General features: G+C 70.4%; 17 protein-coding genes. 11 read left to right on the top strand and 6 right to left on the bottom strand.

Going from position 1 to position 22,870, the window contains the following annotated elements; translation table 11 throughout:
• The 7 genes from ACWEPL_RS40035 to ACWEPL_RS40065 all read left to right on the top strand — a co-directional run.
• Positions 1-1,723 (top strand): glycosyl hydrolase family 28 protein (locus ACWEPL_RS40035; protein WP_452439236.1); only part of this gene is annotated, 1,723 nt, incomplete at its 5' end.
• Positions 1,720-2,901 (top strand): CBM35 domain-containing protein, encoded by a 1,182-nt coding sequence (locus ACWEPL_RS40040; RefSeq protein ID WP_452439237.1) that lies wholly within the window; start codon positions 1,720-1,722, stop codon positions 2,899-2,901. The genes ACWEPL_RS40035 and ACWEPL_RS40040, both read left to right, overlap by 4 nt.
• Positions 2,898-4,700 (top strand): glycosyl hydrolase family 28 protein, encoded by a 1,803-nt coding sequence (locus tag ACWEPL_RS40045; RefSeq protein ID WP_452439238.1) that lies wholly within the window; start codon positions 2,898-2,900, stop codon positions 4,698-4,700. The genes ACWEPL_RS40040 and ACWEPL_RS40045 overlap by 4 nt, the downstream gene beginning before the upstream one ends.
• On the top strand, positions 4,697-6,643 hold the full coding sequence (locus tag ACWEPL_RS40050) for a glycoside hydrolase family 28 protein (RefSeq protein ID WP_452439239.1): 1,947 nt from the start codon (positions 4,697-4,699) through the stop codon (positions 6,641-6,643). Before ACWEPL_RS40045 ends, ACWEPL_RS40050 begins: the two co-directional genes overlap by 4 nt.
• A gap of 9 nt (positions 6,644-6,652) precedes the next feature.
• Entirely contained in the window at positions 6,653-8,785 is a 2,133-nt protein-coding gene (locus tag ACWEPL_RS40055; RefSeq protein WP_452439240.1) for a discoidin domain-containing protein, read from the top strand.
• Positions 8,786-8,811: 26 nt separating this feature from the next.
• On the top strand, positions 8,812-10,512 hold the full coding sequence (locus tag ACWEPL_RS40060; RefSeq protein ID WP_452439241.1) for a CBM35 domain-containing protein: 1,701 nt from the start codon (positions 8,812-8,814) through the stop codon (positions 10,510-10,512).
• A gap of 27 nt (positions 10,513-10,539) precedes the next feature.
• Entirely contained in the window at positions 10,540-12,285 is a 1,746-nt protein-coding gene (locus tag ACWEPL_RS40065; RefSeq protein WP_452439242.1) for a glycoside hydrolase family 75 protein, read from the top strand.
• Positions 12,286-12,502: 217 nt separating this feature from the next.
• Here ACWEPL_RS40065 and ACWEPL_RS40070 read toward each other — a convergent pair whose 3' ends face one another.
• Positions 12,503-14,119: an AMP-binding protein gene (locus tag ACWEPL_RS40070; RefSeq protein WP_452439243.1), complete on the bottom strand. Its 1,617-nt coding sequence runs from the start codon at positions 14,117-14,119 to the stop codon at positions 12,503-12,505.
• Positions 14,120-14,204: 85 nt separating this feature from the next.
• On the opposite strand from ACWEPL_RS40070, the gene ACWEPL_RS40075 reads away from it, so the two are divergent.
• Entirely contained in the window at positions 14,205-15,065 is an 861-nt protein-coding gene (locus ACWEPL_RS40075; RefSeq protein ID WP_452439244.1) for a LuxR C-terminal-related transcriptional regulator, read from the top strand.
• Positions 15,066-15,072: 7 nt separating this feature from the next.
• On the opposite strand, the gene ACWEPL_RS40080 is transcribed toward ACWEPL_RS40075, so the two are convergent.
• Entirely contained in the window at positions 15,073-16,335 is a 1,263-nt protein-coding gene (locus ACWEPL_RS40080; RefSeq protein WP_452439245.1) for an ABC transporter substrate-binding protein, read from the bottom strand.
• Between the two features lie 42 nt (positions 16,336-16,377).
• A complete protein-coding gene (locus tag ACWEPL_RS40085) occupies positions 16,378-17,238 on the bottom strand; it encodes an AraC family transcriptional regulator (RefSeq protein WP_452439246.1) in 861 nt (286 codons plus the stop codon).
• Between the two features lie 95 nt (positions 17,239-17,333).
• Between ACWEPL_RS40085 and ACWEPL_RS40090 the strand changes: the two genes are divergently transcribed.
• From ACWEPL_RS40090 to ACWEPL_RS40100, 3 genes are read left to right on the top strand one after another with little or no spacing between them, the layout of a single operon-like run.
• Complete coding sequence (locus ACWEPL_RS40090; protein ID WP_452439247.1) at positions 17,334-18,110, top strand: phytanoyl-CoA dioxygenase family protein; 777 nt, start codon at positions 17,334-17,336, stop codon at positions 18,108-18,110.
• Positions 18,111-18,167: 57 nt separating this feature from the next.
• Positions 18,168-18,950: a COG4280 domain-containing protein gene (locus ACWEPL_RS40095; protein ID WP_452439248.1), complete on the top strand. Its 783-nt coding sequence runs from the start codon at positions 18,168-18,170 to the stop codon at positions 18,948-18,950.
• A gap of 2 nt (positions 18,951-18,952) precedes the next feature.
• Positions 18,953-19,165, top strand: coding sequence for a hypothetical protein (locus ACWEPL_RS40100; protein ID WP_452439249.1), 213 nt, complete (start codon positions 18,953-18,955; stop codon positions 19,163-19,165).
• An 8-nt stretch (positions 19,166-19,173) separates the two neighbouring features.
• On the opposite strand, the gene ACWEPL_RS40105 is transcribed toward ACWEPL_RS40100, so the two are convergent.
• From ACWEPL_RS40105 to ACWEPL_RS40115, 3 genes are all read right to left on the bottom strand, one after another.
• The gene (locus tag ACWEPL_RS40105) at positions 19,174-19,782 is read right to left on the bottom strand and encodes a Chromate resistance protein ChrB (RefSeq protein ID WP_452439250.1); all 609 of its coding nucleotides are present in this window, start codon (positions 19,780-19,782) and stop codon (positions 19,174-19,176) included.
• An 87-nt stretch (positions 19,783-19,869) separates the two neighbouring features.
• A complete protein-coding gene (locus ACWEPL_RS40110) occupies positions 19,870-21,441 on the bottom strand; it encodes an amidohydrolase (RefSeq protein ID WP_452439275.1) in 1,572 nt (523 codons plus the stop codon).
• Between the two features lie 48 nt (positions 21,442-21,489).
• Positions 21,490-22,767 carry an MFS transporter gene (locus ACWEPL_RS40115; protein WP_363982371.1) on the bottom strand — a complete coding sequence of 426 codons (1,278 nt, stop codon included), beginning with the start codon at positions 22,765-22,767 and terminating at the stop codon, positions 21,490-21,492.
• Positions 22,768-22,870 lie beyond the last annotated feature (103 nt).

The raw sequence follows: 22,870 nt of genomic DNA on the forward strand, positions 1-22,870 counted from the left end.
GCCGGCGCCCGCCACGGCCCAGCCGCTCGACTCCCCGTGGGACCAGGTGCCCGCGATCCTGGCCAGGATCGTGCCGCCGACTTTCCCCGACCGCACGTTCCCGATCACCGATTACGGTGCCAAGCCGGACAACTCCACCGACTGCACGGCCGCCTTCCGCTCCGCCATCGCGGCCTGCAACGCGGCGGGCGGCGGCACGGTGCTCGTGCCCGGCACCGGCAAGTTCCGCACCGGCAAGATCCACCTGCTGTCCGGCGTGCGGCTGCACGTCGAGGCGGGCGGCACCATCCGGTTCAGATCGGACGCGGGCTCGTACCTGCCGACGGTGTTCACCCGCTGGCAGGGGATCGAGTGCTTCAACTACTCGCCCTTCATCTACGCCAGGAACCAGACCGACATCGCCCTGACCGGCACCGGCACGATCGACGGGAACGCGGCGGCCGGGCCCTGGTTCGGCTTCGACGACCAGCGCGGCCCGGACTGGGACCGGTTGCAGCAGCAGGCCGTGGACGGCGTGCCGGTGGAGCAGCGGCAGTTCGGCGACGGTCACTTCCTCAAGCCGAACATGATCCAGTTCTACGGCTGCCGGAACATCCTCGTCGAGGACCTGGACATCAGGAACCCCGCGATGTGGACCATCCACCCCGTCTTATCCCGAAATATCACCATCAGGCGGGTCAAAATCTATAGCCGGGGCGCGATGGTGGACGGCGTCGACCCCGAATCCTCCTCCGACGTGCTCATCGAGGGCTGCACGTTCGACACCGGAGACGACGGCACCGTCATCAAGTCGGGCCGCGACACCGACGGCCGCCGCGTGGGCGTGCCGTCCACCGACATCGTCATCCGCGACAACACCTACTACGGCCGCTGGGGCGCGATCACGGTCGGCAGCGAGATGTCCGGCGGCGTCCGCAACGTCTTCGCCGAGAACAACCGCATCCTCGCCGGCTCCAGCTACCACTCGTTCTACGCCCTCTACCTGAAGACCAACAACCGGCGCGGCGGGACGGTGGACGGCGTGCACGTCCGCAACCTGACGGGCGGCCCGTGCGACCGGGGCGGCTTCTACATCGACATGAACTACAGCCTGACCGGCCCCGGCAACGGCCCGATCGTCAACCCGGTCATCCAGAACATCACCGTGGACGGCCTGAACATCGCCGGCTCGCCGTTCGCGATCAAGCTGTCGGGCTCCGCCGCCAGCCACATCCGGAACGTCACGATCGCCAACAGCACCTTCACCCAGATCGACACCCCCGCCCCGCAGCTCTCCAACACCGACAACGTCGTGCTGCGCGACGTCCGCATCAACGGCGTCCTGTACGGGGGCTCGTCGCCGGGCAACCGGTACGAGGCCGAGAACGCGACGATCTCGCAGGGCGTGGTCGAGTCGAACCACGCCGGCTTCTCCGGCACCGGGTTCGTCAACTACGACAACGTGGCCGGCTCGTACGTCGAGTTCGCCGTGAACGCCGCCGCGGCGGGGACGGCGACGCTCACCCTCCGCTACGCCAACGGCACCACGGCCAACCGGGCGATGGACATCGCGGTCAACGGCACGGTCGTGGCGGCGGCCAAACCCTTCAACGGCACGGGCGCCTGGACCACCTGGCAGTCCACGACGGTCTCCGCCCAGCTGGCCGCCGGCGCCAACACCGTCAGGGCGACCGCCACCACCGCGAACGGCGGCCCCAACCTCGACTACCTGGAGGTCCAATGAGCGTGACCCGTCGCCAGCTCGGGGCCCTGGTGGGGGCCGCGTTCCTCGCCCCCGCCCTGCCCGTCAGGCCGGCCTCGGCCGGCACCTTGACCGTCGCCCCCGCCTGGAAGCTCATGTGGGCGCCCGACCCGGCCGCCGTCGGGCTGGGCGCGTTCGAGACGATCGAGGACGACCGCGCCGACTCGCATCCGGCCGGGCAGCCCCACATCTACGCCGAGGGCAACGCCTTCCGCTTCAACATGCACACCGCCGACCGCGACACGTCGACGGACCGGCAGCGCCAGGAGGTCACCGGCAACCGGAACCCGGACGGCTACCTGCGCTGGCTGACGGGGGAGACCTGGCGGGTCACGTACTCGATGTACATCCCGAGCTCGCTGAAGGCGACGACGACCTTCACCCACATCAGCCAGACCAAGATGCCGGGCACCGGCACCAGCCCGATCACCGTCACGTCGCTGCGCCGCGTGAACGGCGTGCAGACCATCGAACACAAGATCTTCGAGTCCGACACCCTGGTGGGGCGCACCGAGCTCGAGCCGCTGCACGACAAGTGGATCGACGCCGAGTACGAGATCAAGATCGGCGACGGCGGCTCGGGCTCGGTGCGGTGGGTCCTGCGCAGCGGCGGCGCCACGCTCGTGGACGCCACCAGGACCGGCGACACCTTCCTCGGCGACCGGGTCCGCCCCAAGTGGGGCATCTACCGCTCGCTCGGCGACACCTCCGGCTCGCTGCAGAACTGCTACCTGCTGCTGCGCGACATGCGCGCGTACAAGCAGGTGCAGGCCACCGCCACCCGGCTGGAGGCGGAGAACGCCACGATCTCGCAGGGCGTCGTCGAGTCGAACCACGCGGGGTTCTCCGGCACCGGGTTCGTCAACACCGACAACGCCGCGGGCGCCTACGTGGAGTGGCGGCACACCGCCGCCGCGGCCGGTCCCGCCACGCTGACCGTCCGGTACGCCAACGGCGCGGGCGCCGACCGCCCCGCGGACCTGGCCGTCAACGGCCGGGTCGTGGCCTCCGGCCTGTCCTTCCCCGGCACCGGCGCCTGGACCACGTGGGCGTCCCGGAGCGTGGTGGCCGACCTCGCCGCAGGGGCCAACACCGTCCGCCTCACCGCCGCCACGGCGGGCGGCTGCCCGAACCTCGACTACCTGGAGGTGGTCCAGTGACGATCTCCCGGCGCGACCTGATCAAAGCGGGCGGCGTCCTCCTCGTCGGCACCGGCACCACCGGCGGGCCCGCGTACGCTGAGTCGGCCATCACCGCCACCCCCACGGCAGCGGCGTCGCCGTGGGACCGGGTGCCCGAGATCCTCGCCAGGATCGTCCCGCCGACCTTCCCCGACCGCACGTTCACGATCACCGACTACGGCGCCAAGCCGGACAACTCCACCGACTGCACGGCCGCGTTCCGCGACGCCATCGCCGCGTGCAACGCGGCGGGCGGCGGCCGCGTGGTGGTGCCGTCAGGAACGTTCCGCACCGGCAAGATCCACCTGCTCTCGAACGTCAACCTCCAGGTGAACGGCACCATCAGGTTCCGCACGGACCCCGGCTCCTACCTGCCGACGGTGCTCACCCGCTGGGAGGGCATCGAGTGCTACAACTACTCGCCCTTCATCTACGCCAACGGCCAGACCAACGTCGCCATCACGGGCACGGGCACGATCGACGGCAACGCGCCCGCCGGTGACTGGTCGTCGTGGGGGAGCGGCGGCGCGGACCGCGACCAGCTCCGGTCCTGGGGCGCGGACGACCACCCGGTGGCGCAGCGCCAGTTCGGCAGCGGCCACAAGCTGCGGCCCAACATGATCGGCCTCTACAACTGCACGGCGGTGCTCGTCGAGGGCGTCAACCTGCGCAACCCGGCCATGTGGACCCTGCACCCGGTCTACTGCACCAACGTCACCGTCCGGAACGTCACCTTCTACTCCACCAACTCCCAGGGTGACGGCTGCGACCCCGACTCCTGCACGGACGTGCTGATCACCGGCTGCAAGTTCGACACCAACGACGACTGCGTTCCCATCAAGTCGGGCCGCGACCGCGACGGCCGCCGGGTGAACCGCCCCTCGCAGAACATCGTGATCCAGAACTGCAAGTTCAGCGGCCGGTGGGGCGGCGTGACCATCGGCAGCGAGATGTCCGGCGGGGTCCGCGACGTGTTCGCCGAGGACTGCGAATGCAACGCGCCCGACTTCCCCGGCCGCTACCCGGTCAAGTACGCCCTCTACGTCAAGACCAGCTTCAACCGCGGCGGCTTCGTGGACGGCGTGCACCTGCGCCGCATCACCGGCCACGACCTGGAGCGCAGCGCCCTGTACGTCACGCTCAACTACGAGACCTCGGGCTCCCTGCCGCCGGTCGTGCAGAACTTCACCGCCGACGGCCTCACGATCGACGGCGCGGCGCAGGCGTACGACCTGGACGGCCGCCCCACCGACCACATCAAGAACGTCACGATCTCCAACAGCACGTTCACCGGGATCACGACGGCCACGCCGACCGCGTCGAACGTCGACAACCTCGTGCTGTCCCGGGTGAGCGTCAACGGCAAGGACATCTCCAACACCCAGCCGCCGGCCGGGACGCGGTACGAGGCCGAGGACGCCGTGATCTTCCAGGGCGCCGCCGAGTCGAACCACGCCGGCTACTCCGGCACCGGCTTCGTCAACACCGACAACGTGGCCGGCGCCTACGTCGAGTTCGCGGTGAGCGCGGCGGTGGCCGGCAACAGGTCCCTCACGATCAGGTATGCCAACGGCACGAGCACCAACCGGCCGTTCGCGGTCACCGTCAACGGCACCGCCGCCGGATCCGCCGTGAACGCCCCCGGCACCGGCGCCTGGACCACCTGGGTGTCCACCTCCGTCACCGTGCCCCTCGTCCTCGGCACCAACGCCGTCCGGCTCACCGCCACCACCGCCGGCGGCCTGCCCAATCTCGACTACGTGGAGCTCCAGCCATGAAACCGCTCGCCCGAGCCCTGCTGGTATGCGTCCTCGCCCTGCTCGGAGCCCCCCTCCTGGTGAGCCCGGCGCACGCGCTCGCCGAGTTCAACGTGCGCGACTACGGCGCCACCGGCAACGGCTCGACCAACGACGACGACGCCATCGACCGCGCCATCAACGCCGCGAGCGCGGCACCCGGCGGAACCGTCGTCTTTCCCTCCGGCCGCTACCGGGCCCGCACCATCCACCTGAAGTCCAACGTCACGCTCAGGCTCGACTCCGGCGCCACCCTCCTGGCCGCGAGCAGCGGCATGGACGCCGCCGAGTCCAACCCCAACGACGACTACCAGGACTACGGCCACAGCCACTTCCACAACTCGCTCATGTGGGGCAGCGGCATCACCGACTTCCACATCACCGGCACCGGCACGATCGACGGCGACGGCAACCTCATCACCGGCAACCCGTCCTCCGGCCAGGCCGACAAGGCGCTGACCCTCACCGAGTGCTCGAACGTCAGCCTCGAAGGCGTCACGTTCCGGCGCGGCGGCCACTTCGCCGCCCTGATCAACGGCTGCCACGACATCACGATCGACAACCTCAAGACGATCAACTCCAGCAGCGGCGTGCGCGACGGCATCAACCTGATCAACAGCTGGAACGTCACCGTCACCAACAGCCGCATCGAGGCCAGTGACGACGCCCTGGTGTTCAAGAGCGACTACGCGCTCGGCCACACCTACACCAGCCAGAACGTCCGCGTGCGCGACACCACCGTCTACTCGCACGAGAACAACGCGCTCCAGTTCGGGTCGGAGACCTGCGGGAGCTTCCGCGACTTCCGGTTCGAGAACATCACCGTGCTGGGCGCGGGCAAGGCCGGGATCGGCATCGTGTCCATGGACGGCGCGATCATCGAGGACGTCCACTACGACAACGTGACGCTCACCAAGACCACGTCGCCGTTCTTCTTCAAGATCGGTGAGCGGAAGCGCTGCCCCGGCTCGCCCCCCGCCGGACGGATCCGGAACATCACGATCTCCAACGTGACCGGGACCAACCTGACCGCGCCCGTCGTCACCGGCACCGTGGGAGCCTCCGACTACACCAGCACGCTGACCGGCACGCCGTCCGTGGACCTCGGACCCGGCATCACGTTCCAGAACGTCGACCTCACCGTCCCCGGCGGCCACCCCGCCTCGGAGGCCACCCGGGTGCCCGGCGAGTTCCTCACCACCTACCCGCCGCGCGACTACGGCGCGCGCCCCTCGTACGGCTACTGGATCAGGCACGCCACCGGCATCACGCTCAACGGCGAGACCCGGTTCGACGACAACGACAACCGGCCCTACGCGATCGCCGACGACGCCTCCGACGTGCAGGTGAACGGCGTCGTGGCGCAGCGCGGCAGCGGCAGTGCCTATGACGTCGGGTTCAGCGGCGTCAGCGGCTACGCCGTGCGCGACAGCGCCGACACCTCCGGCGGCGCGCTGCGCGTGCGCGCCACCAACTCCACGCCCGTCCCCGGCACCCCCGACAGCCTGTACGCCGAGGCGGAGGCGGGCACGGTCACCGCCCCCATGCAGACGGCCGCCGACCAGGCCGCGTCCGGCGGCTCGTACGTGACCGTCGCCGCCGGCAACAACAGCAAGTCCAGCGCGCCCTCCACCGGCTGGACGACGATCCCGTTCACGGTCGAGCACGACGGCACGTTCGCCGTCTGGGCCCGCGTGATCGCCGCCAACGACGGCGACGACTCGTTCTGGGTGCGCTCGGGCACCGGCTCGTGGACGAACTGGAACAACATCCCGATCGGCACCTCCTGGCACTGGGCCAAGCTGCCCGTCACGTACGACCTGGCGGCCGGAGCGCGCACGATCACCTTCGCCTACCGCGAGGACGGCGCCCGCCTCGACCGGGTCGCCATCAGCAGCGACCCGGCGTTCACCCCCGGATCCTAGGAGAGCATTATGAGACGCACGGCGATGCTCGCCGTCCTGGCGCTCCTGCTCGGCCTGCTCACCGCCCTCCCGGCGCGGGCCGACCTGCAACACCCGCGCCAGGCGTTCCTGCGCAACTCGATCGCCGGCCTCTTCCTGCACTGGGGCGAGCGGACCTCGCCGCAGCACACCAGTTGCAGCGCGTGGGAGGCCGACGTCACCAACGGCGGCTGGAGCGCCTCCTACTGGGTGAACGAGGCCAAGAAGCTGCACGCCCAGTACATCGTGCTGGCCACCTTCCACAGCCGGCTCGGCTACGCCCGGCCGTACCCGTCGGCGATCCCGGGCTCCTGCCGCACCACGCGGGACTTCCTCGGCGAGCTGATCGACGCCGCCGACGCGCAGGGCCTGAAGGTCATCCACTACATGACCGACGACCCGCAGTGGCACAACGAGGGCCTGTCGTCGGGGTCGTGGCTCAGCTCCTCGGCCTTCTCCAGCTACGTCGGCCACGACGTGGACCTGACCACCCGCGACGGGTTCGGCGAGTTCAGCTACCTGCAGTTCTTCGAGCAGATGCAGCGCTATCCCAAGCTCGCCGGGTTCTGGATCGACAACGACAACGCCTACTGGGAGCGCAACGACCTCTACGCCAAGATCTACCAGCAGCGCCCCGACATGACGATCTCGAACAACAACGAAGACACGCCGATCATGGACATGATCAGCAACGAGCAGAAGACCGGCATGACGCCGTCGTACGACTACCCGCAGGCGGTCTACACGGCGCTGCCGCGGCTGATCGAGGCCGACTTCAAGCTGCCCACCGGCGGCCCCTGGTGGTACGGCGGCTCCGACCAGGCCGTGGACCGCAAGCTCACGCTCGGCCGGCTCATCACGAACGCGGGGTCGTCGGTCAAGGCGCTGATGGCCGAGACCGCCATGGTCAACGGCAAGTTCCCCGCCCAGCAGGCCGACTTCAACAACTTCGCGAACACGTACCTCTCGGCCATCTGGGAGTCGCTCGGCGGCACCGAAGGCGGCGGCTACATGTTCGGCGGGCTCAAGCCGGGCTTCTGGAACAACGGCGCGCACGGCGTGACCACCGTCGCCAAGGACGACCCCAACCGGCACTACATCCACGTGATCACGCCACCGTCCGGCAGCACGCTGTCGCTGCGCGACAACGGCTACCGGGTCGGCTCGGTGACGAACCTGCGCACGGGCGCGCCGGTCGCGTTCACGCAGTCGGGCGGCACGCTGACGCTCAGCGGGATCTCCAGTTGGGACCAGTACGACACCGTCTTCAAGGTCGTCACCAGCGGCCGTCAGGGCATCTACACCGGCGTCACGCTCTCGGCGAGCTCGTCCACCAGCGGCCACGGCGCGGCGGCGGCGGGTGACGGGAACTACCTGACCTACTGGGACAGCGACGCCGCCGAACCCGCGCGGCTCACCTTCGACCTGGGGTCCGCCAAGCCCGTCCAGTATCTGGCGTTCAACCAGCGGGAGGACTCCACCGTCTACCCGTCGTCCGGGTCGGCGCGGATCTCCGGCTACCAGGTGCACGTCAGCAACGACGGCTCGACCTGGGGGAGCGCGGTCAAGACCGGGACCGTGCCGAACGCCCGCGGCGTCCAGTTCATCGACCTGAGCGGGGTCACCGCCCGCTACGTCCGGCTCTCCAAGACCGGGCACCACGGCGTCGCCCGCTGGCGGGTGGACGAGGCGTGGGTCGGCGGCCAGTACGCGGGCGGCGGCGGCTCCACCGGCACCCGCTACGAGGCCGAGAACGCGACGATCTCCCAGGGCGCCGTCGAGTCCAACCACGCGGGCTACTCCGGCACCGGCTTCGTCAACGGCGACAACATCACCGGCGCCTACACCGAGTGGACGATCAACGCGCCCGCGGCCGGAACCGCCACGATCGCGCTGCGCTACGCCAACGGGACGACGACCAGCCGCCCGGCGGCCGTCACCGTGAACGGCGGCGCCGCCCAGAACCGCGACTACCCCGGCACCGGCGCCTGGACCACCTGGGCGACCGACACGTTCACCGTCCCGCTCAACGCCGGGGCCAACACGCTGCGGGTCACCGCGACGACCGACGGCGGCAACCCGAACCTCGACTGCATCGACGTCACGACGGGAGGCGCCTCATGAAAGCGGTGCTCATGAAAGCAGGGCTCATGAAAGCGGGGCTCACGGCGCTGGCGGTGGCCGCCACGTGCCTGACCCTGCCCGCGGCACCGGCCGCCGCCTCGGACAACGGGCTGTCGATCAGGCCCGCGATGGGCTGGAGCAGCTGGAGCTTCGTCCGCCGCTGGCCCGACGAGACCAAGATGAAGGCCCAGGCGGACGCGCTGGTCAGCAGCGGGCTGGCCGACAAGGGCTACGTCTACGTCAACCTCGACGACTTCTACCAGAAGTGCGACTCCAACGGCTTCGTCGTCGACGACTACGGCCGCTGGGCGGTCGACACCGCCAAGTTCCCGTCCGGGATCAAGGCGCTGGCCGACTACGTGCACGCCAAGGGGCTGAAGTTCGGCTTCTACGTCACCCCGGGCATCGCGAAGAACGCCGTCACGGCCAACAAGCCGATCGAGGGGACGTCGTACCACGCGCAGGACATCGCGGACACCTCGCAGACCCACAAGAACTACAACTGCAAGAACATGTACCGGCTCAAGTACTCCCACCCGGGCGCGCAGGCGTTCATCAACTCGTGGGCCGACCAGATGGCCTCGTGGGGCGTGGACTACCTCAAGATCGACGGCGCGGACGCGTCCACGGTCGCCGACGTGGAGGCGTGGGACAAGGCGCTGCGCCAGACCGGCCGGCCGATCAACTTCGCGCTCTCCAACAACCTGCCGATCGCCCAGGCCACCACCTGGAAGCGGCTGGCCAACAGCTGGCGCACCCAGGGCGACGTCGAGTGCTACTGCGGGTCCGGCCCGAACGGCAGCGGCTACCCGCTCACCGACTGGTCCCACGTCGTCAGCCGGTTCAACTCGGCCGCCTCCTGGCAGCAGTACGCCGGTCCGGGCGGCTGGAACGACTACGACTCGCTGCAGATCGGCAACGGCGACCAGGTCGGGCTCACCGCCGACCAGCGCCGCTCGCACATGACGCACTGGGCGATGGCCGCCAGCCCGCTGCTGCTCGGCACCGACCTGACCGCGCTCACCTCCGTCGACCTGGCGATGCTGAAGAACGACCGGCTCATCGCGGTCAACCAGGACGGCGTGGCCGCCCAGCGCGTCGTCAACAGCGGCGTCAACCAGGTGTGGCGCAAGCGGGAGGCCAACGGCGACTACATCGTCGCGCTCTACAACACCGGCACGTCGGGCAACTCCACGGTGAGCGTCACCTGGGCGCAGGCCGGCTTCACCGGCCCGGCCGCCGTCACGAACCTGTGGTCGGGCGCCTCCGAGGGCACCGTCGCCACCTCCTACAGCGCCACCCTGCGCCCCGGGGAGACCCGCCTCATCCGCGCCCGGCCGGCCGCCGCCGCGACCCGTTACGAGGCCGAGAACGCGACGATCTCCCAGGGTGCCGCCGAGTCGAACCACTCCGGCTTCTCCGGCACCGGGTTCGTCAACGCCGACAACGTGACCGGCTCGTACGTGGAGTTCACCGTGAACGCCGCCGAGGCCGGCTCGCGCACCGTCACCATCCGGTACGCCAACGGCACCTCGGTGAACCGGCCGATGACCGTCGCGGTCAACGGCGCCGCCGTCCAGACCCGCGACTTCCCCGGCACCGGCAGCTGGGACACCTGGGCGGACGCCACGCTCACGGTGTCGCTGAACGCCGGGGCCAACACCGTCCGCCTGACGGGCACCACCGCCAACGGCGGACCCAACGTCGACTACCTCGACGTCTCCTGAGACGTCCGCTGATCGGAAGGAACGCCTGTGCACCCCCCACGCTTACGCCGCCTCGTCATCCTGGCCGCCGCCTGCCTGGCCGTCACCGGTCTGGTCGCGTTACCCGCCCGGGCCGCGACCGTGCGGTACGAGGCCGAGAACGCCACCAACGTCCAGGGCGTCGTCGAGTCCAACCACGCCGGGTTCTCCGGCACCGGCTTCGTCAACAGCGACAACGCGGCGGGCCCGTACACCGAGTGGACGGTGAACGCGCCCGCGGCCGGCACCGCCACGCTCGCCATCCGCTACGCCAACGGCACCACCACGACCCGCACCACCGACGTCTCGGTCAACGGCACGGTCGTCTCGGCCGGGCGCACCTTCGGCCCGACCGGGGCCTGGACCACGTGGGCCACCTCCACCCTGACCGCCACGCTCGCCGCGGGCGACAACAAGATCCGCGTCACCTCGACGGCCTCGGGCGGCAACCCCAACCTCGACTACCTCGAGGTCACCATGGCCGACGCGCCCGCGACCGAGTACCAGGCCGAGGCCGCCACGCTCTCGGAAGCCTCGGTGGCGACCAACCACACCGGCTACACCGGCTCGGGCTTCGTCGACTACGTCAACGCCGTGGGCGGCTACATCGAGTGGTCCGTCAACGTGGCCGAGGCCGGCACGCACACCCTCACGCTGAGGTATGCCAACGGCACGACCGTCAACCGGCCGATGACCGTCGCGGTGAACGGCGCCGCCGTCCAGACCCGCGACTTCCCCGGCACCGGCAGCTGGGACACCTGGGCGGACGCCGCGCTGACGGTGTCGCTGAACGCCGGGGTCAACACCGTCCGCGCGACCGGCACCACCGCCAACGGCGGCCCCAACGTGGACCGGCTCTCGGTCAGCGGCTCCGGCGGGCCCGACGGGCAGGCGCCGACCGTGCCCGCGGACGTCCGCGTCACCGGCACCTCGGCCGCCAGCATCACGCTGGCCTGGACGGACTCCGCCGACAACGTGGCCGTCACCGGCTACCGCGTCTACGAGGGGACGACCGTGGTCACGACCACGCCGACGGCCGGCGCCACGATCGGCGGGCTCACCGCCGGGTCCACGCACACGTACACGGTCACCGCGATCGACGCGGCGGGCAACGAGTCCGGGCACAGCGCCGCGGCCACCGGCACGACCGGCAGCGGCGGGACCGGGCCGACGGCCGACCAGCTCCTCGCGAAGGTGACCGCGTGCAGCCAGATCTCCAACGGCAAGTACAAGACGGACTCCGACGTGAGCTCGGCGACGGTCGCGGTGTGCGAGAAGACCGGGGCGGTGTTCTGGAAGGGCGACATGGACATCGACTGCGACGGGGTGCGCACGACGCAGTGCAACGAGAACACCGACTGCTGCTTCCAGCCCGACACGGCCTGTCACACCAGCGGGGACTCGCCGCTCAACGCGGCGCAGCTCGCGTACATGGTGGTGCCGAGCTCCAGCTCCATCTGGGACTACCGGACGAAGGGCATCGGCTGCGGCACCGTGGTGGCGATCGTCTACAACGGGCAGGTGGAGTACGCCGTGATGGGTGACACGGGGCCGAGCGGGATCATCGGCGAGGCGTCCTACCGGACGGCGGCCGACCTCGGCATCAACCCCGACCCGAGCAACGGCGGCACGGACACCGGCGTCACGTACATCGTCTTCACCGGCTCCGGCACCAAGGTCCAGACCATCGAGAACCACACCCAGGCGGTCACCCTGGGCCGCACGCTGGCCCAGCGTTTCCTCGACCAGAACTGACGCGCGGCGGCACGATAACCCCCATCCTTTACGGCTACGCACGCTGGGCCGCGCGCCGATCTTCAGGCCCATCCTTTACGGCTGCGCACGCTGGGCCGCACGCGCCGACGTCGGTGACCGTCCGTCCTGGCCGGTCGTGAAGGCTCACGGGCCGCTCGCCGTGACGACGCGCATTCTGGGCCGGCTCCGTGGTTCTCCTGGCTACGGAGCCGGTCCTTCATGATCGGCCGAGGATGCCGGCGGCCCGCTCGCGCATCTCCACCTTGCGGATCTTGCCGGTGACCGTCATGGGGAAGGCGTCCACCACGTGCACGTACCGGGGGATCTTGTAGTGGGCCAGGCGGCCCGCGCAGAACTCTCTGACCCGCTCGGCCGTCAGCGGCTCGACGCCCGGCCGCATGACGATCCAGGCCATCAGCTCCTCCCCGTACTTCTCGTCGGGCACCCCGATCACCTGCACGTCGGCGACGTCCGGGTGGCCGTAGAGGAACTCCTCGATCTCGCGCGGGTAGATGTTCTCGCCGCCGCGGATCACCATGTCCTTGATGCGGCCCACGATGCTGACGTAGCCGTCGGCGTCCATGGTGGCCAGGTCGCCGGTGTGCATCCAGCGGGCGGTGTCGATGGCCTCGGCCGTGGCGTCCGGCTGGGCCCAGTAGCCGAGCATGACCGAGTAGCCGCGGGTGCACAGCTCGCCCGGCACGCCGCGGGGGAGCGCCAGCGGGGTCTCCGGGTCGACGACCTTGACCTCGATGTGCGGCATGACGCGGCCGACGGTCTCGGTGCGGCGGGCCAGGCCGTCGTCGCGGCGGGTCATCGTGGACACGGGTGAGGTCTCGGTCATGCCGTAGCAGATGGCGACCTCGGTCATGTTCATCTCGCTGACGACGCGTTTCATGACCTCGACCGGGCACGGGGATCCGGCCATGATGCCCGTTCTGAGCGTCGAAAGATCGAAATTTCCGGACCCGGTCAGCAGGGCCAGCTCGGCGATGAACATCGTCGGCACCCCGTACAGGGACGTGCACCCCTCGGCCTGTACGGCGCGCAGCGTCGCCTCCGGGTCGAACCCCGGCGAGGGCAGCACCACGCACGAGCCGTGCGAGGTCGCGCCGAGGTTGCCCATGACCATCCCGAAGCAGTGGTAGAGCGGCACCGGCAGGCACACCCGGTCGGCCTCGGTGTAGCCGAGCAGCTCGCCGACGAAGTAGCCGTTGTTGAGGATGTTGTGGTGGGACAGCGTGGCGCCCTTGGGGAAGCCGGTCGTGCCCGAGGTGTACTGGATGTTGATCGGGTCGTCGAACGTCAGCCGCGCCGCCCGCTCCGCCAGCAGGGCCGGGTCGGCGCGCCTGCCGCTCTCGACCAGCTCGTCCCAGCCGGGCCCGCCGATGAACACCGCGTCCCCGAACCCGATCTCGTCGATCATCGCCCGGTAGTCGCTGCTCTTGTGCGTGACCGCGCTGACGAGCAGCCGCATGCTCGACTGCTTGACGACGTAGGCCAGCTCGTGGGCCCGGTACGCGGGATTGACGTTCACCAGGATCGCGCCGATCTTGGCGGTGGCGTACTGGACGAGCACCCATTCGGCGCAGTTGGGCGCCCAGATGCCGACCCGGTCGCCCTTGCCGATGCCGCGGGCCAGCAGGCCGAGCGCCACCTCGTTCACGGCGGCGTCGAGCTGCGCGTACGTCCAGCGGCGCCCGGCCGCCACGTCCACCAGCGCCTCGCGCTCGCCGAACCGCGCCACGGTGCGCTCGAAGTTCTCGCCGATCGTCTCGCCCAGCAGGGGGACCTCGGACCCGCCCGAGGCGTACGAGAGCAGTGCGTCAGCCATGAACGGAGAATTCCCCCGGACCCGGCCCGGCACCACCCCCTTTCGGGGGTGGCTCTCCGCCCCGGGCCTCGTCCATGCTGGACCCATGGCCGCACCGTACGCGCCCATCGATCGTGAGGCGTTCCAGACCGCCATCGGCCGGCTGCGCCGGGCGACGGGCCTGCCGGTGGTGTTCGGCGGCGTGGTGGGGTCCCGCTCGCTCGGCGTGACGCTGACGGAGTTCAGCGGCACCCTGACCGGCGCGCTGCGCGGCCTGGTCGTCGGCGCGGGCAACGGGCTCGGCGGCCGGGTGATCACCACCGCGCGCCCCGGCACCGTCGACGACTACGCCGCCGACCCGCGCATCAGCCACGAGTACGACAAACCCGTGATCGCCGAGGGGCTGCGGGCCATCGCGGCGGTGCCGGTCACGGTGGACGGCGGCGTGTCCGGCGTCCTGTACGGCGGGATCCGCGAGCCCCTGTCGATCAGCGACCGCGTGGTGGACGCCATGACCCAGGTCGCCGCGCGGGTAGGCTTCGAGCTGGCCGTCAGGCGGGAGGTGGAGCGGCGGCTGGCCGAGATGGAGACCGCGGCGATCACCCGGGCCGCCCGCGAGTCGCCGTCCGCCGGCGAGTGGGAGGCGGTCCGCCAGGCGCACGCCCAGCTCAGGGCCATCACCCAGGACGTCGCCGACGCCGGGCTCCGGGCCCGGCTCCAGGACGTGTGCGACCGGCTGGCCCGCCCGGACGGCCGGACCCCGGAGCGGCCGAGCCCGCTGTCGCCGCGCGAGCTCGACGTCCTCGCCCTGGTCGCCGTGGGCTGCGGCAACGCGGAGACCGGGGAGAGGCTCGGGATCCGGGCCGAGACGGTCAAGAGCTACCTGCGCAACGCGATGCGCAAGCTGGGGACGCACACCCGCATGGAGACGGTGATCGCCGCCCGCCACCGCGGCTTCCTGCCCTGACCGGCGCTCAGTTGCCCTGCGGGTGCGTGCTCCAGTACTCGTCGGCGGCGGCCTGGATGTCCGTCAGGACCTTCTGGTAGGTGTCCGGCTTGACGACGAAGGCGCCGAAGCCGTCCAGCGCGGCGGTGAGCACCGGCGGCGGGGTGGCCTCGAAGTAGCGGTTCACCAGGCGGTAGTCACCGCTGCCCGCGGCCTTGCTGACCTCGGCGATGGCCTGGTCGGCGATGGCGACCTTGGGGTTGGCCGACACGTCGCCCCTGGCCGTGGCCCATTTCTCCTGGGCGGACGAGCTCACCCACCACTTGAGGTATTTGGTGCTCGCGTCGGGGTCGGGCGCCTTGGCCAGCGAGCAGAGCGGGCCGCTCTCGAAGATCATCGAGGTCTTGGGCAGCGCGGGGTTGACGTTCGGGATGACGAAGAAGCCGTAGTCGGTGCCCGCCTTCATGTCGCGCTGCGTCATGCTCGTGTTGAACCAGGTGCCGAACGACACCATCGCGGCCTTGCCGGTCTTGAGCACGTCGCCCGGGTCGGTCTTGTCGCCGGGGTTGTTGAAGTAGCCGGCGTCGATCATCGACTTCCACCGCTTCATCACGTCGACCACGCCGGGGTCGGTGTACTTCGCCTGACCCGTCGAGAGGCGGTCGTAGAGGTCGGGGTCGGTGCCGGCCAGGAGCTGCTCGAACCAGACGAAGGAGAACAGCACGCTGGTGTGGTAGAAGGCCTTGACGCCGTTCTTCTTCAGCGTCTCGGCGACCTTGACCAGCTCGTCCCACGTCGCCGGCGGTTTGAGCTGGTACTTGTCGAAGACGCTCTTGTTGTAGAACATGCCCCAGTACGCCGCGTTCAGCGGCACGCAGTACTGCTTGCCGCTCACCGTGTAGTACTTGGCCAGGTCGGCGGACAGGTCGCCGTTCTTGATCGCCTCCTGCCAGATGGCGGACGTGTCGGAGACCTGCTTCTGCGCGACGATCTCGGCCAGCCGCCCGCCCGTCGTCCAGGTGAACAGGTCGGGCTTCACGTCCGTGCGGAACGACGCCTTGATGAACGCCTGGTACGTCGGCTCGTCGGTGTAGCCGACCGGCTTCATGGACAGGCCGATCTGCTGCTTGGACAGGCTGCCCATCTCGTCGAAGTATTTGCTCCAGGCGCCCTTGTCGTTGTAGAGCTTCAGCTCCGTCTTGCCGGCGGCCTGCTTGGGCGCGGATCCGCCGGAGGAGCAGGCGGTGATAGCGAGGCAGATGACGGCGGCGACACCAAGTGACCGGATCATGCCCGGCCTCCTCTTCGATCTTGGGGGGATTAAGTCATCTAATCACTTGATATCTTGGCTGTCCAGAGGAACGACGGCTCGCCGCGTAACCTCCCGGTAACATCGCGGGGCCATGCCGTACCGCTCCTGGAAGAGCCGGCCGAAATACGACTGGCCGGAGAAGCCGCAGCGCTGGGCGATCCGGCCGATGCCCTCCGTCGTCGTAGTCAGCAGCAGGGCGGCGTGCTCCAGCCGCCGCCCGACCACGAACCCGATCGGCGTGCACCCGTAGTGCCTGCGCATCGAGCGGGCCAGATGCCCCGGGCTGACGGCGGCGAGGGACTGCAGCCGGGGCAGGCCCTCGCGCAGGTTCTCCTCGCGCCGCATCGCGACGCAGGCCGAGACCAGCCAGCCGGGCCGCCGGTCCACGGCCGTCCCGTCGGCGCCCTCCAGCAGCGGGACGACCGCCGTCAGCAGCCCGACCAGGTCGAGCACGCGGGGCACGCCGGAGTAGGCGGCCAGCAGGCGGCCGAACTCCGCTGCCACCGGCCCGTCCAGGTCGGCGCGGGCCGACAGCGGGAGCTCCCGGCGGTCCCAGTCCGCCGGTCCCGCCAGCCCCGCCAGGTCGGCGAAGGCCCGCCAGCGCTCGCTCGGGAAGGCGATGTTGACGAAGCGCATGCCGTCGGCCGAGGCGAACTCGTGCCGGTCGTGCGGCCGTACCAGCACCACGTCCCCGGCGCGCAGCGGCTGCTCCGCCTCGCCGACCCGCTGCACGCCCGCCCCCGCCGTCACGAGGACCAGCTCGTGGAAGTCGGCGTGGGAATGCGGCTCAGGCCGGTCCCTGCGGCCACCCTTCACCGGCACCAGGGCCGCGTGGTAAGGCAGGCCGGCCGCGAACTCGACCCAGCGCAGGACGGTCGGCATGTCAGGAAATTAATACTTGTGGAGCGGTGATTGCTAGTAACCCGTCCCGCGAAGACCGAAGAATCCGAGTGACGCCCCACCCTCACAAGGAGCGCATGGTGAGAGTCGACCGGACCCTTCAGGACTACGACCGCGACGGCTACACGATCTTCCGTGACGTCCTCGACCGCGACCTGATCGCCGAGGCGAGCGAGCACGTCGCCTGGCTCCAGGCCAAGCACCCCGACCTGAACGGCGAGGACCTGGGCACCGAGCTGGTCGCCCGCGACCCCTTCTGGGTGCGGCTGGTCGGCGACGACCGGCTGCTGGACATCGCCGAGCTCTTCGTCGGCTCCGACATCGCGCTGTTCGCCTCGCACTACATCAGCAAGCCGCCCTTCTCCGGCAAGCCGGTCCTGTGGCACCAGGACGGCGCGTACTGGCCGCTGGAGCCGATGCGCGTGGTCACGCTCTGGCTGGCCGTGGACGAGGCCACGACGGAGAACGGCTGCCTGCGCGTGATCCCCGGCTCGCACCGGCAGGACCTGCACGAGCTGCGGCAGCGCGACGACATCGACAACGTGCTCGGCTCGGAGAGCGCGGTGACGGTGGACGAGTCACAGGCCGTGGACCTCGTCCTGGCGGCCGGCGACGTGGAGGTCCACCACCCCAACATCCTGCACGCCTCCAACGCCAACACCTCGCCGCACCGCCGCTGCGGCCTGACCATCCGCTACATCCCGACCTCGACCCGGATCACCAGCGAGGAGCAGCCGTTCGTCTCGGCCCTGCTGTTCCGCGGGGACCCGGGGGTGAATGTCTACCAGCCGTTCCCCGCATACGTGGAGGGCGAGCACATGCCCTTCGCCGCACCGCGTAGACATATCAACTGACATGTGGGCAAACTAACGGCTGTTACATTCTTTGCGCAACGGAAGGATGTGGGGCCGATGGCTGCGGCTGCATGGGGCCTGGGCGCGGCGGTGCTGCTGGCCTCGATCGTGGAGATGGTCGAAGCGATGACGATCGTCATGGCGATGGGCATGACGCGGAGCTGGCGATCGACGCTCATGGGCGTGGCGGCGGCCCTCGTGGCCCTGGCCGCCTTCACCGCAGCCGCCGGCTACGCCCTGGCGACCTGGCTGCCGGAGGCGGCGCTGCAGCTCGCGATCGGCTCCCTGCTGCTGATCTTCGGCCTGCAGTGGCTCCGCAAGGCGATCCTGCGGTCGTCGGGGCGCAAGGCCATGCACGACGAGGAGCAGATCTACGCCGAGGAGGTGGCCGCCGCCAAGGGCGCGGGCGAGGTCAGCGCCAAGGGGCTCGACTGGTTCTCGTTCATGATCAGCTTCAAGGGCGTCTTCCTCGAAGGCGTCGAGGTGGTCTTCATCGTGATCACCTTCGGCCTGAGCGCCGGCAACCTGCCGGTGGCGATCGCGGCGGCCGTCGTCGGCGTGCTCCTCGTGCTCGTCGTGGGCGTCGCCGTCAGGGGGCCGCTGTCGAAGGTGCCGGAGAACACCCTCAAGTACGGCGTCGGCTTGCTGCTGGCCGGCTTCGGGACGTACTGGTCGGTCGAGGGGCTCGGCATCTTCACCGACAGCCGCGAGAGCCTGGAATGGCCGGGCGCCGACCTGGCGATCCTGGTGCTCATCGCCGCCTGGTACGGGCTGTCGCGCCTCATGGTGCGCGCGCTCAGGCGTCCGTCCGCGGTCGTGCCGACTGTTTCCGGGAGCTAGACATGGGGTTCATCCGAGGATTCGGGCAGTTCTGGTACGACCTGATCGTCGGCGACGACTGGAAGATCGCCGTCGCCGTGGTCGTCACGCTGGCCATGGGCACGGTGGCGCTGCTGGCGTTCGGGCCACCGTCAGCGGTGCTCGCGCCGGTGCTCGGCGTCTGCCTGATGGCGGCCTTCGCCATCGCGCTGCGGATCGACGTGCGCGACCGATAGCCCGGCGCTCACCCGGCGCCGTGCTGGAAGATCGCGGTGTCCTCGGCCTCGTAGACCGAGGCGGCGAACTCCTCCAGCGTCCGCGCGCAGTCGTCGAGCGCCTTGACGACCTCCTTGCGCCGGGCCGCGCCGAGGACGTCGCGGACCGTGACCTTCTCGAACCAGCCCCTGAGCTTGGTGAGATCCTCCTCGTTCTCCTCAAGCTCGCTGTAGGTGAAGTGCTTGGCCCGCACCTCCTTGGCCACCTCTTCGTGGAAGTCGGCGCACTTGTCGAGGATCTCCTCGTACTCGTCGTCGCGGGCGGCGTTGTAGAGCGCGACCAGGTCGGACTCGCCGATGACCGACGAGGTGCTGACCAGGAACGCCTGGCCGGACATCGACTCGACGATCTCGCTGCGCAGCGCCCGCAGGGCCCGCTCGCTCTGCGGGGTGCGCGGCGCGGCGGCCGCGGAGTTCTGCAAATAGACGGCGCCGAGGTTGCGCAGCTTGCGCCAGACCGCGGCCCGCAGCCTGGTCGGCTCGGTGGGCACCCGGTAGATCAGCATGAGCCAGGTGACAGGCTTGCCCGGCCCGGCGGCCTGTGGCTCGCCGCCCTTCGGCTCCTCCGTGCCCGGCACCGCGCCTCCTCCTCCGAACGGGACCACTCGATCGTATCCGCGCCCGGCGGCGGGGCGGGCCGCCCCACAAGCCGGCCCGCCGGCGGGCTACCCCGCGCGGTAGGCGATGTCCCCGTCGAGCATGGTCAGCCACGCGTCCACGCCGGACAGCGCGTCCGCGGGCAGGCTCCGGACGTCGCCGTCCAGGACCACCACGTCGGCGAGCTTGCCGGGCGTGAGCGACCCGATCCGGTCCTCCATGCGCAGCGCGTACGCCGCGTCGATCGTGTGCGCGCGCAGCGCCTCCTCCAGGGTGATCGCCTGCTCAGCCCCGATCGGGCCGCCCTCCCTGGTGCGGCGGCGCACCGCGTTCGACACCGTCTCCATGGGCCGCAGCGAGGAGACGAACGAGTCGCTGGACAGCACCGGGCGCAGCCCCGCGTCCAGCTCCTCGCGGATCGGCTGCAGCCGGTGCGCGCGCCGCTCGCCGAGCCGGCGCACGAAGTCGGTGCCGCTGTCGTACAGGAAGTTGGGCTGGTTGACCGGGATCACGCCGAGCGCGGCGAACTCCCTGACCTGGCCGGGCGTCGGGTGACCGCAGTGCTCGATCCTGGGCCGGGCGTCGTCGCCGGACACCGCCACCGCGGCCCTGATCGCTTCGAGGGAGTAGCCCATGGCCCGGTCGCCCTGGGTGTGGATGCCGATCTGCCAGCCCGCCGTCGCGGCCCGGCGTACGAGGTCGACGAGCTGCTCGGGCTGGTGGTAGAGGGAGCCGGTGAAGCCCTCGCCGTATGGCTCGTCGAACATCGCCGTGCCGCCCAGCAGCGTTCCGTCGCAGTAGAACTTCATCGCGCCGAACCGCAGCCGGTCGTCGCCGAACGGGCCCGCCAGGCCGATCGAGGACAGCTCGTCCAGCATGTGCGACAGCGGCATGACCGCCGTACGCACCGGCAGCGTGCCCGCCTCCCAGGCGGACCGGTAGACCAGCAGCTCGCGGCGCGAGACCTGCGGGTCGCACACGGTCGTCACCCCGGCCCGCAGGTACGTCTCCCCGGCCAGCTCCAGCCACGACCGCAGCTGCTCCAGGGGCAGGTCGACGTGGAAGTTCGGGCCGTGGCAGCCGATGTCCACGGCCACGGGCAGGAGCAGCTCCATCGCCGAGTCCAGCACCATGCCGGTCAGCCGCCCGCCCTCGTCGCGCACGAACGCGCCGCCCGCCGGGTCGGCCACGTCGTCGCCGATGCCGCGCCAGGACAGCGCGGCCGAGTTGACCACCGCCTGGTGCCCGGACACGTGGTAGACGATCACCGGGTGCTCGGTAGTGGCCTCGTCGAGCTGCCGCCGGGTCGGCCGCCCGCCGGGGTACTTGGCGTCGTCCATCCCGTAGGCCCTGATCCACTGGCCCGCCGGGGTCCTGGCTGCCTCGGCGGCGACGGCGGCGACCAGGTCGGCGGCGCTGCCCACGGCCGGGTAGCGCGCGTCCACCGCCACCAGCGTCTCGGCGGTGGACAGCAGGTGGTTGTGCGGGTCGATGAAGCCGGGCAGCACGCTGCGCCCGCCCGCCCGCACGACCTCGGCCCCCGGGCCCGCCTGGGCGAGGACGTCCTCCTCGCGCCCCACGGCCAGGACGCGGCCGTCGCGTACGGCCACGGCCCGCGCGTACGGGTTCGAGGGGTCCATGGTGATGACGTTCCCGCCGGTGATGACGGTGGTGGACAATGCACTCTCCTATTCGGTGGTGATCGGAGCGGCCGGCACGTGGTCGCGGTGACGGGGCGCCACGGCCAGGCAGAGCACGCTGAGCGCGCACATGGCGACCAGCAGCGCCACGGCCGGCCACGCGGCGCCGCCGTACGCGCCGACGAGGGCGGTTGCGGCCAGCGGCGACAGGCCGCCGAAGATCGCGCCGGCGCCCTGGTAGGCGAGCGAGATCCCGGTGTAGCGGACCTGCGGCGGGAACATCTCGGACAGGATCGCCGCCATCGGCCCGTACGTGCCCGAGGTGGCCAGTCGCATCACGCCGAGCATCAGGAAGATCAGGAACGTGCTGTGCGTGCCGAGCACCGCGAACTGCGGCACCGCCAGCACCGCCGTGGCGATCAGGAACCAGATGGCGACCTTGCGCCCGCCGAACTTGTCGCCCATCCAGGCGATGCCGAGCGTGGCCACCAGCTCCACGAACGCGGCGAAGCTCAGGCCGTTCAGGATGAGCTGCTCGGTCTCGCCGACCGACGGGCCCGTGGCGTACGACAGCAGGAACGTGGTGAGGATGTAGTAGCCGCCGATGGCGACCGGCAGCGTCCCGATGCCGAACAGGACAGACCGCCACGACGTGCGGAAGACCTCCTTGATCGGCACCCCGGTCTTGTCGGTCTCCTCGAAGACGGGCGACTCCTCGACGCGGAGCCGGATGAACAGGCCCACCAGCACCAGCACGGCCGAGACGATGAACGGCGCCCGCCAGCCCCACGAGTGCAGCGCGTCGTCGCCGAACAGGGTCATCAGGCTGAACGCGCCCGTGGCCAGCAGCGCGCCCGCCGGGTTGCCGAGCTGGGCGAAACCGCCGTAGAAGGTCTTCTTGCCCGCGGGCGCGTGCTCGACCGCCATCAGCGCGGCCCCGCCCCACTCGCCGCCGACCGCCAGCCCCTGCACGAAGCGGAGCAGCACCAGGAGCACGGGGGCGAGCGTGCCGATCGACGCGTACGTGGGCAGCAGGCCCACGGCGAACGTCGCGCCGCCCATCATGAGCAGCGTGACCACCAGCGCCGACTTCCGGCCGACCCGGTCGCCGAAGTGGCCGAACACGATGCCGCCGAGCGGCCTGGCGAAGAAGCCGACCGCGTACGTGGCGAAGGACGCCATGAGCGCCACCGTGGGGCTGGAGGCGTTGGGGAAGAACAGGTCGTCGAAGAGCAGCGCGGCCGCCGTGGCGTAGACGTAGAAGTCGTACCACTCGATCGTGGTCCCGACGAAGGCGGCGCCGGCCGCCCGGGTGGCGCGATTCATGGATCCTCCGGGTCTCAGGGGGTGCGACGACGATAAGCGCAGGTCAGCCGGAGGGGGGCCGTGACGAAACGCACCACCGGCGGTGAATTAGAGTGCGGTATGC

The organism is Nonomuraea sp. NPDC004186 (genome assembly GCF_053603495.1).